General features: G+C 64.3%; 12 protein-coding genes. 3 read left to right on the top strand and 9 right to left on the bottom strand.

The genetic code is table 11. The annotated features are described in order from the left end of the window. Positions 1-212 precede the first annotated feature (212 nt). The 5 genes from sigM to AUCHE_RS13110 form a co-directional block, all read right to left on the bottom strand. Positions 213-785 carry an RNA polymerase sigma factor SigM gene (gene sigM, locus AUCHE_RS13130; RefSeq protein WP_006503812.1) on the bottom strand — a complete coding sequence of 191 codons (573 nt, stop codon included), beginning with the start codon at positions 783-785 and terminating at the stop codon, positions 213-215. Beyond that, positions 782-2,905: a protein kinase family protein gene (locus AUCHE_RS13125; protein WP_006503811.1), complete on the bottom strand. Its 2,124-nt coding sequence runs from the start codon at positions 2,903-2,905 to the stop codon at positions 782-784. The genes sigM and AUCHE_RS13125 overlap by 4 nt, the downstream gene beginning before the upstream one ends. 77 nt (positions 2,906-2,982) lie before the next feature. Then, a complete protein-coding gene (murJ, locus tag AUCHE_RS13120; protein WP_074788567.1) occupies positions 2,983-4,572 on the bottom strand; it encodes a murein biosynthesis integral membrane protein MurJ in 1,590 nt (529 codons plus the stop codon). A gap of 92 nt (positions 4,573-4,664) precedes the next feature. Further along, positions 4,665-6,986, bottom strand: coding sequence for a DUF6049 family protein (locus AUCHE_RS13115; RefSeq protein ID WP_006503809.1), 2,322 nt, complete (start codon positions 6,984-6,986; stop codon positions 4,665-4,667). Beyond that, positions 6,983-7,465, bottom strand: a complete 483-nt coding sequence (locus tag AUCHE_RS13110) for an NUDIX hydrolase (RefSeq protein ID WP_006503808.1) — start codon at positions 7,463-7,465, stop codon at positions 6,983-6,985. The genes AUCHE_RS13115 and AUCHE_RS13110 overlap by 4 nt, the downstream gene beginning before the upstream one ends. Before the next feature lie 146 nt (positions 7,466-7,611). On the opposite strand from AUCHE_RS13110, the gene AUCHE_RS13105 reads away from it, so the two are divergent. Further along, on the top strand, positions 7,612-9,126 hold the full coding sequence (locus AUCHE_RS13105) for a CCA tRNA nucleotidyltransferase (protein ID WP_407639828.1): 1,515 nt from the start codon (positions 7,612-7,614) through the stop codon (positions 9,124-9,126). Between the two features lie 8 nt (positions 9,127-9,134). Here AUCHE_RS13105 and AUCHE_RS13100 read toward each other — a convergent pair whose 3' ends face one another. The 4 genes from AUCHE_RS13100 to AUCHE_RS13085 all read right to left on the bottom strand — a co-directional run bounded on the left by AUCHE_RS13100 (position 9,135) and on the right by AUCHE_RS13085 (position 12,840). Next, positions 9,135-9,932: an ABC transporter permease subunit gene (locus AUCHE_RS13100; RefSeq protein ID WP_006503806.1), complete on the bottom strand. Its 798-nt coding sequence runs from the start codon at positions 9,930-9,932 to the stop codon at positions 9,135-9,137. Further along, positions 9,929-10,870 carry an ABC transporter ATP-binding protein gene (locus AUCHE_RS13095; RefSeq protein WP_006503805.1) on the bottom strand — a complete coding sequence of 314 codons (942 nt, stop codon included), beginning with the start codon at positions 10,868-10,870 and terminating at the stop codon, positions 9,929-9,931. The genes AUCHE_RS13100 and AUCHE_RS13095 overlap by 4 nt, the downstream gene beginning before the upstream one ends. A gap of 5 nt (positions 10,871-10,875) precedes the next feature. Then, positions 10,876-11,541, bottom strand: a complete 666-nt coding sequence (locus AUCHE_RS13090; protein WP_006503804.1) for a TetR family transcriptional regulator — start codon at positions 11,539-11,541, stop codon at positions 10,876-10,878. A 207-nt stretch (positions 11,542-11,748) separates the two neighbouring features. Then, positions 11,749-12,840, bottom strand: a complete 1,092-nt coding sequence (locus AUCHE_RS13085; RefSeq protein WP_006503803.1) for an inositol-3-phosphate synthase — start codon at positions 12,838-12,840, stop codon at positions 11,749-11,751. A gap of 556 nt (positions 12,841-13,396) precedes the next feature. On the opposite strand from AUCHE_RS13085, the gene AUCHE_RS13080 reads away from it, so the two are divergent. After that, on the top strand, positions 13,397-15,547 hold the full coding sequence (locus AUCHE_RS13080) for a transglycosylase domain-containing protein (protein ID WP_143115247.1): 2,151 nt from the start codon (positions 13,397-13,399) through the stop codon (positions 15,545-15,547). Between the two features lie 75 nt (positions 15,548-15,622). Next, a complete protein-coding gene (locus AUCHE_RS13075; protein ID WP_006503801.1) occupies positions 15,623-17,044 on the top strand; it encodes a glycosyltransferase family 87 protein in 1,422 nt (473 codons plus the stop codon). Positions 17,045-17,070: the final 26 nt, after the last annotated feature.

Genomic DNA, 17,070 nt, shown 5'->3' with positions numbered 1-17,070 from the left:
GGACGCCAGTAGGGTCCTCTTCACGGTTGCGGCGCCTGTCGGGCGCATCTGAGCCGGTCACAGTCACCTCTGATCGTTGACGTGCGCTGAAGGGAAGCGCCGCAGGAGTTGCTCACGGCGGTAGGTGTTCAGTCTTTTCGACGTTTCATGCGGAAGGTTGGTTCCGTCGGACAGGATGCAGAAGCACCTGAAGAAGTCCTCGAGCCCCTGCTCTACGAGGAATTTCCGTCATGGGAAGAACCCCGTAATAGGGACGACAGTGCAGCTCGACCTCGCGCGCAGCGGGATTTCACGGTCCCCTCGGCCACATCCAGAATATGAGCGGCCTCGGCAACAGGCAGCCCGTGCATGTCCACGAGGACGAGAGCCGCACGCTGACCGTCCGGAAGCGTTCGTAAAGCGGCCTGTACCGTCAAAGCGGTGTCCACGGACTCGGTATACCGGCCTGTTTCGGCCAGGAGCGTCGCCGGGACGTCGTCCAAGTCCGCAGTGGGTCGGATCCGGCGTAGCCGGTCCAGACAGGTGTTGATGACGATGCGGTGCAACCAGGTCGTGACCTGTGATTCTCCGCGGAACGAATCAGCTTTACGAAAAGCCGACAGAAAAGCTTCCTGGACGGCATCTGCCGCCATTTCACGATCACCGGTGGTCCGCAGCGCCACCGCCCACATCCGATCCTGGTGCCGTCGGAACAACTCGGCGAAAGCCTCGGGATGCCCTGCGCTATGTGCGCTGAGCAGATCACGATCCGAGGCGCTCACGACGTCCAGGAACGGAGCGGTCATCCCACAGGGACGATCTCGTGAAGTGATACCCGGTATCCTCCGCTGTCCCTCGTCGCCTTGGTGAACCAGACAATCACGTACTGGGCTTCGTCAGCATTGGTCAGTTCGACCTCTGTCTGACCACTGGCATCCTTGAATTCACCGACCTTGGTGGACGACGAGATCTGAGGCCGGGAACCCACGTAGATGCTGCCGGTCTGACCGACCTGGCCGAAGGTCAGCGTCACCTTTTTCAAGGCCTTGGGCGAAGTCAGCCGGAAAGCAACCCCGACACCTTTGGTACCACCCCAGTTGGGGTCGGCGTTGTACCGCTCCGACTGCCACTTCGTCTGCGCGTCACCGTCGAAGGCACGGGGGATCTGGTTGTCGTTCTCCTTGCCGTCACCATCGGGATCGACGGCCACACCGTCCCGGATACGCACCGGCGTACGTGGAGTTTCCGACGACGACGACGGCGAAGAGGACGAAGTCGCCGACGCCGAGGGAGTCGCCCCCGGCGCTGCCTTCGAGTCCTGACCGGTCAGACTGCCGATGCTGCTGATCACGACCACCATGGCCAGGATGAAAGCGACGACGCAGACCGCTGAGATCACACCCAGAACGAGCCGGGAATGAGTGCCTGGCTTTTCGTCGGGATCGACCTGGATCAACGGTGCGGGGGACTCGAATCCGACATTTGAATCAGGGATATCGGACAGATGGACGGCCTTATGCGGGCGGTTCTGCGCGGCACGCTCCGCAGCCAGACGCGCCGACATGCTCTCCCGCTTGAGCTGAGCCTTGTCAGCCGCTGCACGCGCGAAGGTGCCGAGTTTGGCCTTCTTGTCGTCGGAGGTTCCCGGTTCCGCTTTCTTCCCACCGTCGCTGCTGCTCTTCGCTGTCGACTCCACCCCGGCAGCCAGGCCCTTGCCGTTCTTCGGTCCCGAGGGCCCGGCTGCAGGTCCCTTTCCGGTCGACTTCTGCGGGACCGGACCAACTGAACTCGATCCGCTCCCGTCAGGAGATGACCTCTGCGCGCCCTGCGGCCCCAGCGGTGGCTTACGCTTCGCCAACGGTTGGGTGAGCAGCTCCTTGACCTGCGCGGTCTTACGTTTCACCAAAGGCTGGGTGAGTTGGTCCGGATCCGGAGGAGGCGCGCTATCACCCTTGACCGAAGCCGCGGTCATGCCAGCCCCCGCGCCGACGGCTTTCGCCATGGCTGCGGCCTTCGCCACCGCCGACTTCCGCAGCGGCTGTGTCATCGCACCGGTATCTGCCGGCACCGGCACGGGCTTCTCCAGGGACTTCTGCTCCGGGTCTGCAGGCTTCTTGCCCGCCTCGATCAAAGGAGCAGGAGAAGGAGCGGAACGATCACCCCGTATGGACGGTTGCCACGGAAGTACCTCCTGCGCCAGCTGGCCGGGGCTCTTCGGACCGGCATGACCGTTCAAGGCCTTACGGCACAGCATGTCGAGGTCGGCCGGCACGCCGGCTGCGATCTCAGAAGGCGCCGGAACGCCACCCACCACCCGGGGCGCGGGCAGGATGCCGGGCACCTCCTTGGGGAAGGGCCAACGCGTCGTCAGCGAGTAGTAAGCGATCCCGAGAAGCCCCAAGGTGTCGAGCAATTCGGCTCGATGTCGGGGCGGCTCCTCTTCTCCTTCGAGAGCGAGGACAGTGCCCAACCCGGTGAGCTTCACATCACCGTCCTGGGTGATCAGCACAGAGTAGGGAGTGAGCCGTAGATGGTGCATGCCTCGGCGGGCAGCGGTCGCCAGGCAGGAGGCTGCTTCTCCCAGAACGGTCCGAGCCTCCTCACCGTTCAGTGGACGTTCCTCGACGATCTCGATGAGATTGCGTGCACTCTCGTGATGCTCCTCCACGATCCAGGACAGGTTGTCGGCACTGCCGACGTCGAGGATGCGGACCAACCGGTGGTCCTGGACATGCGCAGCACGTCGGGCCGCGTCCAGGACCGCTGCTGAGGTTTTCGAGGCCGAGGAGAACAACGTCACGGTGATCTCCGCCTGGAGAGTGGTGTCCGTGGCGCTCCATGCCTCGACACCGTCGGCGGAGGCCAGCCGACGTTCGTTGAGGGTGTACCGGCCGCCGATAGTACGACCGGGAGCTATGTCCTGCACGGCGCCTCCTTGGTGATGTCGGCGCGCCGCCTGGCGAGCCCGTCCCGTCGTTTCGCCATTTTAGATGCGGTCGAGTGTCATGGCCGATGCCGTCCGCTCCTGCCCACGCCTCCGGGCAGTCGTTTGAGTACCGGTCCTAAAAGGTCATCCAGTTCGCGGATACGGAGCCAACGTCCAGCGCCCAGATATGTCACTCCGTAGAAAGCGCCGCCGCCGATCAGAATGACCAGGGCGCCCAGTCTCCCCGGGACGAAAACCTGGCAGACGCCGACCACGAACAACGTCAGCAATCCAGCACCGAGCGACGCGAAAAGAGATCTCGTCCACGTCTCCCAGACATCGAGTAACTGCATGCCACCGAGACGATCCGCAGCCCACCGCATACCGATGATCGCCGCGATGATATCGGAAAGGGTGGCCGCAGCTGCAACCCCCAATGCGAGATGTTGCGGTTCCAGAATCCAGGTCGACGCCCACGAGACACCGGCGAAGATCGCCGCAGCCAATGCGGACAAGTAGAACGGAGTCTTCGCGTCCTCGAAAGCATAGAAAACCCGTTGGACCAAGAACATCACGCCATACGGGAGCAACGCCAGGATCAACAGCAGGAACACATCTGCCATCGCACGGGTGTCCGCCAGATCATTGGCTGGGAAAACAATGGCCGTTCCTGCTGTGGCGACACACAGGCCAGCGATCGTGGTGGGAATAGTGGCGACACCAATCAGCCTCAATCCCCGTCGAAGCTGAGCGCGGACACCGATCAGGTCACCATGCGCAGCGGCCGTCGACATCGCGGTGAAAAGCGCGGTCGCCAGGGAGACCGAAATCAGACCGTGCGGCGTCATGAAGAGAAAGAAGACGCTGTCATAGCCGAGTCGGCTAACGCCCTTTCCATTCGACGAGGTGAGCACATTGGACGTGACGGCCATCGCAGCCTGGGTGACGGCGATACCCGCGAAGGTCCACCCCGCGACATGGCTGGCACTACGAAGCCCGACCCCACGGAAACCGAAACGGGGTCGGTAACGCCAACCTATGCGCCACAAGGGGATCAGCAGCACCAACGCCTGAAGTGCCACCCCTGCGGTCAACGACCCACCCACGATGAGGATCATCGGTCCGGTCCAGTCCTCAACCTTGGCGCCCTGGCCCGGGTACATCAACATGAAAGTGCCGAGACCGACCAGCCAGACGATATTGCATGCCGCAGGAGCCCAGCCATAAGCGCCGAAATGGTTCTTCGCGCTGAGGATTTGTCCCAGGACCGCATACAGCCCGTAGAAGAAGATTGCCGGCAGCACAACATAGGCAAATTGCACCGAAAGGTTGAACGTGCTCTCCGGCCAATGACTGGCAAAGGCAGTGACCAGCCACGGGGCCAAAGGAATAGCCAGAAGAGTGACCCCACCCAGGCAGAGCAAAGAAAGAGTGATCAGCCGATCGACGAAATCCTTCCCACCGTCAGGCTGTTCAGCCGCTTTGGCCAGCTGCGGCACAAAAACTGCATTGATGACACCTGCTGCCAACAACATGTAGACGGTAGTCGGCAGGGTATTGGCCACCTGCCAGGCGTCGCCCGAAGCCGTATGGGTCCCGAAAAGCCCAGCGATCAACGACGTCCGGACTACGCCTAGCCCTCGAGATACGAGACTGCCCGAGGCCATGAGAACACTGCCTCGGGCAACACCGTCACCCTTTGTCGAAGGGGCCCCGTCGTCCCGCGTTCTGGCGGGTCCCTCGGCGCTGGTCCCGGTGCTCATTCGATGTCGATCTCCTTGAGGTCCTCCGCGCTCAGACGGGGACGGTTCCGGCGAATTGTGCGTAGAAGTCCGACAAGAAAGACCGCTCCTGCCGCTCCACCCAGAGCGAGGATGAGCCACCCATTTGTCGGCTGCACTTGAATCGTCAGTGTGGTGTCCTGAGCCCCGAGCCTAGTGCCGGACGGACTGCTCACTTCCGCAGACACGACCGCTGGCCCTGCCGCAATCGCCTCAGCTGGGACTTTGACGACTGCACGGCTGCGCGCAGCAATAGTGAGCAGATAAGGCTCACGGGGAACACGCAATCGGGGACTGCGCCCTTGTGGGACGAGGCGTAGACGTACCTCACGAACCTCGGAATCCAAGGTATTGACGACAGTGACCTGAAGAGTACCGGATTCAGCGAAGAAATTAACCTGCGTCGGCGCGACCGAGACGCCGCCGATCAGATGGTTGACCCGCTCACCGGTGACCCGCTTCGCTTCCCGCCAGGCATCCAACGAACCTCGCCACCGAGTCGAGAGCAGACTCAGATTGACCTTGTGCACGATCGCGGGGCTCGGTGCCCCAGCCGGGAGCACTGCAGCCAGGCCCTCGAGACGGCGCAGGTCATCACGTACCTCGGACAGCTGCTGTCGATTCAACGGGGACGCTCCGACCTGCAGCGGGTCGCCCGGAACCCCTGTCGCGGACTTGGCATCGGCGGACGAGACCGCCGTCGCTGCATCCGGCTCGCCGGCAGCCGCGATCAGGGAGGTACTGTCCACCGGCCGTACCCACGGCGTCCCCGAGATCGTTTTCATCAGAGTCGCCAGAGTGCCCGAATCGGGATCGAAATTACGCGGCGCCACGGCCAACACTCGACGGGCCCGCCCTGGCGATTCCTGCAGGATCGCCATCGTCTCGGCGAGGAAACGCTGCACCAGACCTGCGCTGGACGAGGTGCTGCTGTTCGCCAGGATGCGGCTCAGCTTCTCGTCGTAGGCCACGACCTTCGTGCCGTCCCCGAACCTGCGGGAAGCATCACCCGTGGTGCCCGGCTCCTGCGTCTCGGACAGCGGCAAGACCAAGGCGTCCGGAGCGGCCTTCCCGTGGGCGCCGGCGACCTGACGTCTTTCGGAGGAGGTCAAGGACGTCTGAGGCCAGACGACCTTCTTCAACGACGAGGGCGACAGGCGACGGCCGAGCTGACCGTCCGAACGGACCAGACGTTCCAGGAGCGGAGGTGGTGACTCACTGCGCATGACCTGTGCGAGATCAGGATCGTCCTGAGGAAGCTCCCAGACCGGGTGGTTCTTGGCCGCCGTCGCCAACCGGGAGGTCAACGCCGCACGGGAAGGACTGTGCGGGAGCGGTAGCTCGGGAGGAGGTGTTCCCGGAGCGTCCTTGCTGCCGTTCTGCGCATTCACCGACGGTGTGGCGGCCGGAGACGTTGGGGAAGGTGTCGATGTCACAGGCGTATTCGTCCCCAACAGGGCCGGGTCGACGGCATAGGTCACCTGGCTGTTGGCCGTGCCGGACAAGATACGGTCCACCCGGCTGCCGCTGCCGGTCGACTGCGCCCACGCATTCTCCTGAACAGCCAAATCTGCACTGTTCAACTGGGGATTGGCATCGGGGGTCACCGGGACGGTCACCGCCAACGAAAGCGGTTCGAACTCCTTGACCTGCATGAACGGCAAAAAAGTGGTCAAGGTGGAGCTCTGACGACCTCGCGTGACCTCCACCATCAGCGGAAGCACACCGAATGGTTTCGACAGCGGAATCTTCGCGGCGGGAATAGTGATCGGAATCGAAGTCGACGCCCCTGCAGGGAGGGTCATGATGGGCAGATCGGGCAGGACCTGAGACAACGCGGACGGCCGCTGCTCGTTGTCGAGCTCGCTCCGGGACCCAGCGGGCCGACCGATCCGGACTTTCAGCTTGGCATCGGCGGCCTCGGACTTCGACTCGTTACTGATGGTGACCCGGACCTCGACCGGTGACCCGGGAGCAACCACCGACGGGCTCACCGAATCCAACCGGATGTGCATCTCCGCCGCTGTATTCGTGCGGGGGAGCAGGTCAGGATGAGGCGGGTTCCCCGGCCGGTCGCTACGAGAAGCAGCATCCCCGGGAGTGCCCGGGACCTCCGAGGGCAGCGGGTCGTCCATACCGACTCCGGAGACCGTCGACACCGTGACCGATGACGAGATGCTCCCGAAAGCGGACGCCGGGGCGAGGGAACCACACACGATGACGACGGTGAGCGCAGACGGCAACCACCGCCTCTGCGGCCATCGGGACACCGACAGCCGGGACAGCTGCTGGGAGGTCATTGTTGTCCGGCCAGCCTCTCCCAAGCCAGGCGGGCGATGCGTCGTTCGTTGGGAAAGGTCAGTTTCTCGTGAACTGTGGTGAGTGGGAACCACTTTACGTCGATGGCCTCGTGATCGGGGTCGTTCTCGACGGTCAGCTCGCCGCCGATGGCCTCCAAGAGATAGTGGTGTACGACCTTGTGGATGCGCTTCTCCTGAGTGGAAAACCAGTAGTCGATCGTGCCCAGCACCGTCAGGACACGGCCCTCGATGCCGGTCTCCTCGGCGACCTCTCGGGCTGCAGTCTCCTCCAGTGTTTCATCGCCTTCCTGATGACCTTTGGGCAGGCACCACTCAATGCGTCCGGCTCTGTTCCGACGAGCGATCACGGCGATCCGGGCCTGCCCCTCGACCACATCGACGACGATCCCCCCTGCCGAGGTCTCAAGCACCGCAGGCAACCGGCGAGGCAGCCGATCAGGTCGCGGAGGCAGGGTCATTCTGCCACTGTAACCGGCCCGCCAGCGCTCGCTATGTCGCCGTACCGTCCTCGCCGAAGCGGCCAGGGGCCCTGTGTTCAGGCGCTGCCCACCGAGGCCACAACGGTTGGGACGACGTCGGTCCGGAACGGTCAACTCCTTTACCCTTGGGGATTGTGTCGGACTCCCATAACTCTTCTGTCGATGTTCTTCTGAAGGAAGCGGTTCGCCGTCTCGCGCCGGTGCTTCCCCTGCTCCAGGAACTGGGCGTCCTCTTCTCCGAAGCCGGGCACGAACTGGCGCTGGTGGGCGGTCCTGTCCGGGACGCCTTCCTAGGCCGGGGCTCGCTCGATCTTGACCTGACCACGTCCGCACGTCCGGAGGAGATCGAGTCGATCACCTCCCGGTGGGCCGACGCCCAATGGGACATGGGTCGCGCCTTCGGCACCATCGGGTTGCGCAAAGTGGATCAGACGGTGGAGATCACCACATACCGGGCCGACGCCTACGACGGTGCCAGTCGTAAACCGGTCGTGGCCTTCGGGGACAACCTGGTCGACGACCTCGTCCGCCGGGACTTCACCGTCAACGCCATGGCGTTGAGACTTCCTGCACTCGAGTTCGTCGACCCGCACGGAGGGCTGGAGGACCTGGCTGCCCGACGTCTACGGACGCCAGGGCCCGCCGAGGTCAGTTTCGGTGACGACCCGCTCCGGATGATGCGGGCAGCACGCTTCGTCGCCCAGCTCGGATTCGAGCTCGACCCGGCCGTCCGGGAAGCCATGTGTCAGATGGCCGCCTCACTGGAGATCGTCTCCGCAGAACGCATCCGTGACGAGTTCAACAAACTGATGGTCTCCGCCGATCCCGTGGCCGGCATCCGAGCCTTCGTCGACACCGGGCTGGCCACCCAGGTCATGCCGGAACTACCGGCACTCCAACTCGAGATCGACGAACACCATCGACACAAAGACGTCTACGAACACTCCCTGACCGTGCTGCGCCAGGCCATCGCGCTGGAGACGGTCCCCGCCGAGGAAGACCCCCGAGGAAGCTCAGCAGGAAATCGGATCAGCGGAGAAGTACCCCGCCCCGACCTTGTCCTGCGCCTGGCCGCGCTGCTCCACGACATCGGCAAACCGGCGACCCGTCGATTCGAACCCGGAGGCGGGGTCAGCTTCCACCACCACGAAGTGGTCGGCGCGAAGATGACGACCAGACGTCTGCGTGCGCTGCGTTACGACAAGGAGACGACGAAGGCCGTAGCACGCCTGGTGGAACTGCACCTGAGGTTCCACGGCTATGGCACCGGAGAATGGACCGACTCGGCAGTACGCCGCTATGTCACCGATGCCGGCGACCTCCTCCCACACCTTCACCGGTTGACCCGGGCGGACTGCACCACCCGAAATGCACGTAAGGCGACACGCCTCTCGCGGACCTACGACAGCCTCGAAGGCAGGATCGAGCGCCTCACCGCCCAGGAAGAGCTGAAGAAGGTCCGTCCCGAACTCGACGGGAACGAGATCGCCGCCGTTCTGGGTATTTCGCCGGGTCCTCTGCTGGGCAGGGCCTACAAACATCTCCTCGCGGTCCGTCTCGACCAGGGCCCCATCGGCAAGGAAGCAGCCGAGGCGGAACTACGCCGCTGGTGGGACGAGGAAGGCCGCACCCAGGCCTGAACGGCAGATCAGGTGCGTAGATCCCGGCGGGAGAAACCCACGTAGGCGGTCATGGCCAGGACCAGACAAGTCGCTCCCAAAGCGCACAGGCCGGGGAGGTCCACCTCGCCCTGCAGTGGTTGTGCGCGGAAGGCCCAGTGGAAAGGCGACAGGTCGGGAAGCCAGGAAGCGGCTCTGGCACCCATGTTGTGGGCGAACCAGCCCAGCACGCCGACCACGGTGGCGGCACCCACGGCCACCGTCCTCCGTCCGGTCGTCGCGCCCACGGACAGCGCGATCAAGCCATGAGTGAGGACGAGCAGGGCGAGCGCGGTGCCTTCGGCGAACAGGCCGAGTGCAGTGAGTTCCAATCCTGCGGGGACGGCGAGTGCGGTTACTCCGAGCGTGAGGGCAGCGGTCGTCCCGATGATGATGCTGGTGACGGCGAGCAGCCGGGCGGTCAGGACGGAGCGTCGGTCGGTGGCATGGGACAGGGTCAGTTCCAGCGTGCCTGATTCCTCGTCGCCGGCGACGGCGGCTGCGCCCTGGCTGACGGCCAGCACCAGGAGTAGGAGTAGGCCGAGCATGCCGAAGACCGTCTGGTGGGTGTATCCCCAGCCGGTGGACATGGTCATGATGTCCATGCCGAAGGTCTCGATCATTTCTTTCGGCATGACGTTCAGCTTGTCGCCGATGAGTCCGCTGTCCCGCATGGACGGGAAGAGTGGTAGGTAGAGCAGACAGACGCCGATGAGTCCTGCTGTCCAGCTGAGGGTCTGACGGTGGTGGTCTGCCAGCCACCGTCGATACAGGGGTGCGGTGTTCATCGCTGTCCTTCCTGATCGTCGTGGGTGTACAGGCGCATCACGACTTCTTCGAGGTCGGGCCGTTCGGCCTCCAGGGAGAGGACGGTGTATCTGGAGGCGGTCTTGACGACTGCGTCCGGGGTTCCGTCGAGGTCGAGGACGAGGTCGGTGGTCTCGGCCTGGGCTGCGGGTCGGGGCGCGGCGACGGTGACCGTGCGGACGCCGGGTAGGCCGATGAAGTGCTCTGTTCCGACTTTCTCCGCCAGGCTGAGTCGCAGGCGTAGGCCGAGTGAGTGTCGTAGTTCGTCGACGGTCGATTCCTGGGCGATGAGCCCTTCGCGGAGGATCGCGACACGGTCGGCGGTGTGTTCGACCTCGGAGAGGACGTGACTGGACAGGAAGATCGTGCGGCCGTCCTGTTGGACTTCGCGGACCATGGTGATGAACTCGGCTTGGACGAGAGGGTCCAATCCGGATGTCGGTTCGTCGAGGATCAGGAGTTCCGGCTGATGCATGAAGGCCTGTACGAGGCCGACTTTCTGTTTGTTTCCCTTGGAGAGGCCTCTGACCTGTCTGGTGGGGTCGAGTCCGAGGCGCTCGGCGAGGGGGATCCAACTGGGGAGACGACGTTTCTGTTCGTGGGTGGACAGGTCGAGGTAGTGGTCCAGCAGGGTGGCGACGTCGTAGCGGCCGTCGAGGCGTAGCTCGCCCGGGAGATATCCGATCCGGGAACGGAGTGTCGCTCCACCGGTGCGGGGGTCTTGTCCGAGGAGTCGGACGGTGCCGCGGTCGGGGCGGAGGATGTCGAGCAGGATGCGCATGGTGGTGGTCTTGCCTGCGCCGTTGGGGCCGATGAATCCGTACACCTCGCCGGGGGCGAGATGGAGGTCGATGCCTCGTAATGCGCGGTGTGTCCCGTAGCTCTTGTGAAGGTCGGCGATGTCGATGACTGCTGTCATCTCGTTCACTCCGTTCCGGTGGGTGGTGTCCTTTCCCGGTTGTCTTCCTGGCGGGTTTCTGGGTCGTTCGCGAAGGTGATGGGGGTGGTGAGCATTCCGTGGGTGTACAGGTCCAGGGTGTAGGCGATGTAACGGTCGAGGACGTGGGGGTCGAGGAGGGATTTTCCGCCGAGGTGTCTGGCGATCTGTTCGTCGAAGGCGAGGAGTCCGAGGCCGATGGCCGAGGAGATGACGGCTCTGGCGCGGGGGTCCGGGGAGGGGCGGACGGTTCCGGCTTCTTCTCCGAGGGCGAGGAAGCTCTCGGTGTCGTCGACGATCTGGTCGAAGAGTTGGTCGGCTGCTGGGCCGCCATCGGTGACGACGCATCGTAGATAGCCGTAGAGGGTGGTGAACTCTGTTTGAGCGCGCATGTATTCGGCCCGTGTAGGGAGTTGGAGCCCGGCGAAGGCTGCCGTGTTCTCGGTGCGGAGCCAGTGGAGGAGGTGTTCGTCGCAGGCGGCTCTGAGTCCGTCTTTGCTGCCGAAGTGGTGGATGACCAGAGCGGGGGAGACTTCTGCGCGGGCCGCGATGGCTCGGATGGTGGTTCTGTTCAATCCGGTGGCGGCGAACTCGGCCAGGGCGGCATTGCGGATGCGTGCTCTGGTGGTGAGATCCCCGTTGATTGAACTCATATTCAAGATATTAAACGTCAGTTCAATCCGTGGTCAACGCCTGAGTCCGGTGAGAAGAACTGCGACGGCAGCGGGCGGGCGGCTTCACCTGATGCGCCGCCCGGAGACTGCCTGGAGAAGCTGCAGGGACACCGGCCACAGCAGCTGGGGCAGCCTCCGAGCGGCGCATGTCACCCGGGCGGACTCGACACTCGCGAATGCGAGGGGTCAGCGATCGACCTCGCCACGGATGAAGGCCTCCACCTGGGCGCGACCGATGTCGTCAGGACGCTGTTCCGGCGGGGACTTCATCAAGTAGGCCGCGGGTGAGAGCAGCGGCCCCCCGATCCCACGGTCGAGGCCCAGCTTGGCTGCACGGATGGCATCGATGATGATGCCGGCGGAGTTGGGGGAGTCCCAGACCTCCAACTTGTACTCCAGATTCAGCGGGACGTCACCGAAGGCCCGCCCCTCGAGGCGGACATAGGCCCATTTACGGTCGTCGAGCCAGGCGACGTAGTCGGACGGGCCGATATGGACATTGCGGTCTTCCTTCTTACCCGCCAACGGGCCTTCCAGGTTGGAGGTGACCGACTGGGTCTTGGAGATCTTCTTCGACTCGAGGCGCTCGCGCTCGAGCATGTTCTTGAAGTCCATGTTGCCGCCCACGTTGAGCTGGTAGGTGCGGTCGAGTACGACGCCACGGTCTTCGAAGAGCTTGGCCATCACGCGGTGGGTGATGGTGGCACCGACCTGGGATTTGATGTCGTCGCCGATGATCGGGACGCCGGCGTCCTCGAATTTCTTCGCCCAGACCGGGTCGGAGGCGATGAAGACGGGCAGGGCGTTGACGAAGGCACAGCCGGCGTCGATGGCGCACTGGGCGTAGAAGGTGTCGGCGTCCTCGGAACCGACGGGGAGGTAGCTGACCAGGACGTCTACTCGGCGTTCCTTGAGGGTTCGGACGATGTCCACGGGGGACTCGGTCGATTCCTCGATGGTTTGCCGGTAGTACTTGCCGAGGCCGTCGAAGGTGTGCCCGCGTTGCACGGTGACTCCGAGCTCCGGGACCTCGCAGATGCGGATGGTGTTGTTCTCGCTGGCGTTGATGGCTTGGGCCAGGTCGAGGCCGACCTTCTTCGCGTCGACGTCGAAGGCGGCGACGAACTCGACGTCGCGGACGTGGTAGCCGCCGAAGTCGACGTGCATCAACCCGGGGACCGTGCCGGTGGGGTCGGCGTCCCGGTAGTGGTGCACGCCTTGGACCAGTGAGCTGGCGCAGTTCCCGACGCCTGCGAGGGCGACGCGGATGGCTGTCATGGATATCCCTTCCGATGAATATGGGTGCAGCACAGCGCTCTTAGTGGTGAATGGAGAGGGTGTTGCGGTGCTACAGGAAATGTCCTTCATGTCGGCATCGGTGCCGCGCGGCTCGAGACTAGGTGACAAAGGCTGTGTTTGTCACCTATTTGCCGAGGTGTGTATCCATGTGTGATCCGACACGTCCCCGGCAGCGGAAAGCGCTCTCCCTGGCTCGAGCACAGGTCCGGATGGCATGCTGCCGGGCATTCGAGAGGGTGTCGGGGAGTTTTACGGAAACTCTGATCGTCATACTGAGATGAACGTCCATGTGCCTCGTGGCGGATTTTGAAGCGATGAGAAGCCGGGCACGGAGCACCGAACGGGAGTGAATCGCGTGACGCAGTCCAGTGGTCCACGCGGCGGGGTGATTCGGACACCCGCCGGGGTGTACGTCGGTCGAGCCCAGGGTGGGGTCCTGAGCCGTTTCCGCCGGAAGAGACCTCGAAGGCCGGGCGGACCACCGCGCCGCCGCCGCTTCATCACCTGGAAGGGAGTGGGCCTGACCTTCCTGGCGATGACGCTTCTCAGCATCGGGTTGGCGGGGGTCGCCTACTCGATGATCGACATCCCCTCCCCCAACGACCTGGCCAAGGCCGAGGCCTCGATCGTCTACTACGCCGACGGCAAGACCGAGCTCGACAGGCTCTCCGAGGTCAACCGAGAGTCCGTCCCCCTGTCGCAGATCCCCCTCACGGCCCGCCGCGCCGTGATCGCTGCGGAGGACCGCGACTATTACGAGAACGGCGGTGTGTCGATCTCAGGTATCGGCCGCGCCGTGGTGCGTACCCTGCGGGGTCAAGCTGACGCCGGCGGTGGATCGACCATCACCCAGCAGTACGTCAAGAACTACTTCCTCACCCAGGACCAGACCCTTTCCCGTAAAGGAAAAGAAATCATCATCTCGGTGAAGATCGACCGGGAGATGAGCAAGGACCAAATCCTGGAGAACTATCTCAACACGATCTACTACGGTCGTAATGCCTACGGTATTCAGACCGCAGCCAAGGCTTATTTCAACAAGCCGGTCAACGAGATCAGCACGGCCGAAGCCGCGCTCCTCGCCACGATCATCAACCAGCCATCCCGCCTCGACCCCGCTTTGAGCCCGGCTTCCGCGAAGGTCGCCGAGGAACGGTGGAACTACGTCCTCGACGGCATGGTCACCAAGAAATGGCTCGACGAAGGCGAACGCAAGTCGATGACCTTCCCCAAGGTCGTCGAATACAAGTCGAAGAAGCAGGTCGGGGGTACCAACGGGTACCTGGTGAACGCAGTCAAGGCAGACCTGCTCGACAAAGGCATCAAACAGGAGGACATCGACCGCCGGGGGCTGCGGATCGTCTCCACCTTCGACGTGAAGACCCAGGAACTCGCCGTCAAGGCAGTCGAGGACAACCGGCCCAAGTCGGGCCGCGGCGCCGGCGTCCGGGTCGGCATGGTCGCCATCAAACCCAAGGACGGTGCGGTCCTCGCCCTCTACGGGGGGCAGGACTCGGTGAAGCACCCCTTCAACAATGCGACCCAAGGTCACATGCAGGCCGGGTCGACCTTCAAAGCCTTCACCACCATCGCGGCACTCCAACAGGGCATCAGCACCCGCACCCGATTCGAGAGCGGCACCCCCTACCGGGTGCCGGGCGAGCCCAAGCCGGTGGCCAACTGGGACCACGCCGACCACGGGCAGGTCGACATGTCCCAGATGATGGCCGGATCGATCAACACCGCTTTCGTCCGCCTCAACGAGAAGGTCGGACCGGACAACACCCTCAAAGCCGCGTTGGCAGCAGGGATTCCACCGAAGGACGGCGAGGCTCCGGCGAATACTCCGGGCCTGGCGTCCAACGTCGGAAATGTGCTCGGGAGTGCCTCGGTGCGGCCGCTCGACCTGGCCAATGCTTACGCCACGATCGCCGGTGAGGGGCAGCGCGCGAAGCCGTACATGGTGAAATCGGTCACCGAATCCGACGGCCGGAAGGTCTTCGAGACCAAGCCGGAGCTCAACTCGGCCTTCAGCAAAGAAGTGGCGGCCGACACCATCAACTCGATGAAGTCCGTGGTCCAGCCCGGTGGAACTGCCGCGGCGGCCGCCTCGCTGGGGCGCCCGGCAGCGGGTAAGACCGGAACCTCCTCGGAGAGCATGTCCGCATGGTTCGCCGGATTCACCCCCGAGGTCTCCACCGCTGTGGGCATCGAGCTCCCCGGGCCCGACGGGAAGACCCCCATCTCGATGAACGGTCTGCCCAGCTTGGAGTCGGGCAAGATGCCCGTCGAGATCTGGACCCAGTTCACCAAGGGGATCCTGCAGGGTAAGCCGACCATGGAACTCCCGAACCGTTCCGGTATCGGCGACGACAAGGTTTACGTGCCGCCGCCGCCCCCCACGACGTCCAGCCCCCGTCCGACTCGGCCCACGCAGTCCCCGACGGCTTCTCCGACGACCCGTACGCCGTCGTTGCCGCCGTCATTCCCCGATGACCCCTCGCGCCCCGGCTACCCGCCGCGTCCGCCCTATGACAGCAGGCCTCCGGGTGGCGGTGGTTATCCCTACCGGCCGCCGTCGAGGCCAGGAGATCCCAACAATCCTCCAGGATTCCCGTCCGATCCGAGGCTTCCGATCGCACCGCCGGGACGGAATCCCTGGGAAGCGCCTGCTCCTCCGAGATAGGCGACCAGAGGTAGACCACCCAGAGAGATATGCCGTCGCGGTTCCAGGTGACTGTTTCCGATGAAGGAGGGCGCTGTGCAGACGCGGGCCACGCGAATCATCCCGAATCCTCATCAGGACCCAGTCCCCAGGGCCGCGGCGGCCTTTTTCGGTGGGTCGCTCGGCCGGCATGTCCGCATCGAGGGCGCCCGGGTCTGGCGGTCCTCGTTGGCGGGGCTCACCTTCGTGGGTTCGGTGATGGTCGCGTTGGGGCTCTTCCAGAAGGGCCACTGCCTGGCCAACGGGTGGGGAGCCCCTGAGTCTTTCTGGCGGGCTTGTTATTCGGATCTGCCCTTCCTGTATGCGGGTACTCCGCTCGTCGACGGCAGCTTTCCGTATGTTCCGAATGCTGCCGTGTTCTCCCAGCCGCCGCTGACCGGCATGTTGATGTGGGCCGTCTCGCTCGCCACTCCCGGGGGGGAGCCTTTCGACCAACAGCGGTGGAACTTCGTGTTGTGGGCGGTCCTCACGGTGGCGATCCTGGCCGTCCTGATCGTGGTCACTGCCCGTTCCTGCACTCAGGGGCCGTGGCGGGCGGCGCACGTGGCGGCGAGTCCGATCCTGGTGACGACTGCGCTGGTCTCGCCGGATCTCTTCGGAGTGACCCTGGCTTCCTCGGCGTTGTGGCTGTGGGCGCGGGAGCGGCCCGAGTGGGCCGGGGTGCTCTTCGGTGCTGCTGCGGCTGCCCGCACCTATACGGTGCTTCTCGTCCTGGTCGTGGGATTGTTGGCCTTGCGATCAGGGCGATTGCGTGCGTGGTCTGCGATGGCAGGGGCGACCCTGTTGTCCTTCTGCGGGGTCTTCCTCGTCGTCTTCGGACTTTCGGTGTGGTCGGGTTCGGCGCGGGGGCTGTCCGATCTGGGCGGACTGCTGGCGCCTTATCGGTTGTGGTTCAGCGGAGGACCTGACTACGGATCGTTGTGGTTCCTGCCGCGTTTGTGGGGGGTGGAACTGACTGCTGGGTGGGCGGTGACCTTCTCGGTGCTCGGATGGGTGATCGCCCTGCTGGCCGGGGCGGGCGTGGCCCTGGCCGCGGCACGACGGCCGACGGTCGCCGAGGTGGCGATCATCGTCGTCGGCCTGGCACTGGTCACCGGTCGGACGATCCCGGTGCAGTCGTCGCTGTGGCTGCTCCCGCTGGTGGCTCTGGCCGGTCTGCGGTGGCGGGATCACCTGATCTGGGTGTCGGCTGAATTGTGCTATTTCGTAGCGATCTGGCTCTATCTGGGTGGATTGTCAGATTCTGCTCGTGCGCTGCCGATGCCCTGGTTCCTGTTCTTCTCCGTGGTGCGGCTGGCCGGAATCGGTTGGTTGGTGGCGTCGGCCTGGCGTCAGGCCTGGTGTCGGCCTGCTTGCTCTCCGGGCGAGGCGACGATGGCTGAGGACGTCGCCGAGCACGACGAGCTGGCCGGGGCGATGTCGGGGCGTCAGGATCGTCTGACGATGGTTCTGCGCTGAGATGGCAGGGAGAAGGAGCAGCCACA

This window comes from Austwickia chelonae NBRC 105200, from assembly GCF_000298175.1.
In the GTDB taxonomy this organism is placed as follows: domain Bacteria; phylum Actinomycetota; class Actinomycetes; order Actinomycetales; family Dermatophilaceae; genus Austwickia; species Austwickia chelonae.
Note: the sequence above shows the minus strand (reverse complement) of the source record. Positions and strands in the feature narration are given on the sequence as shown.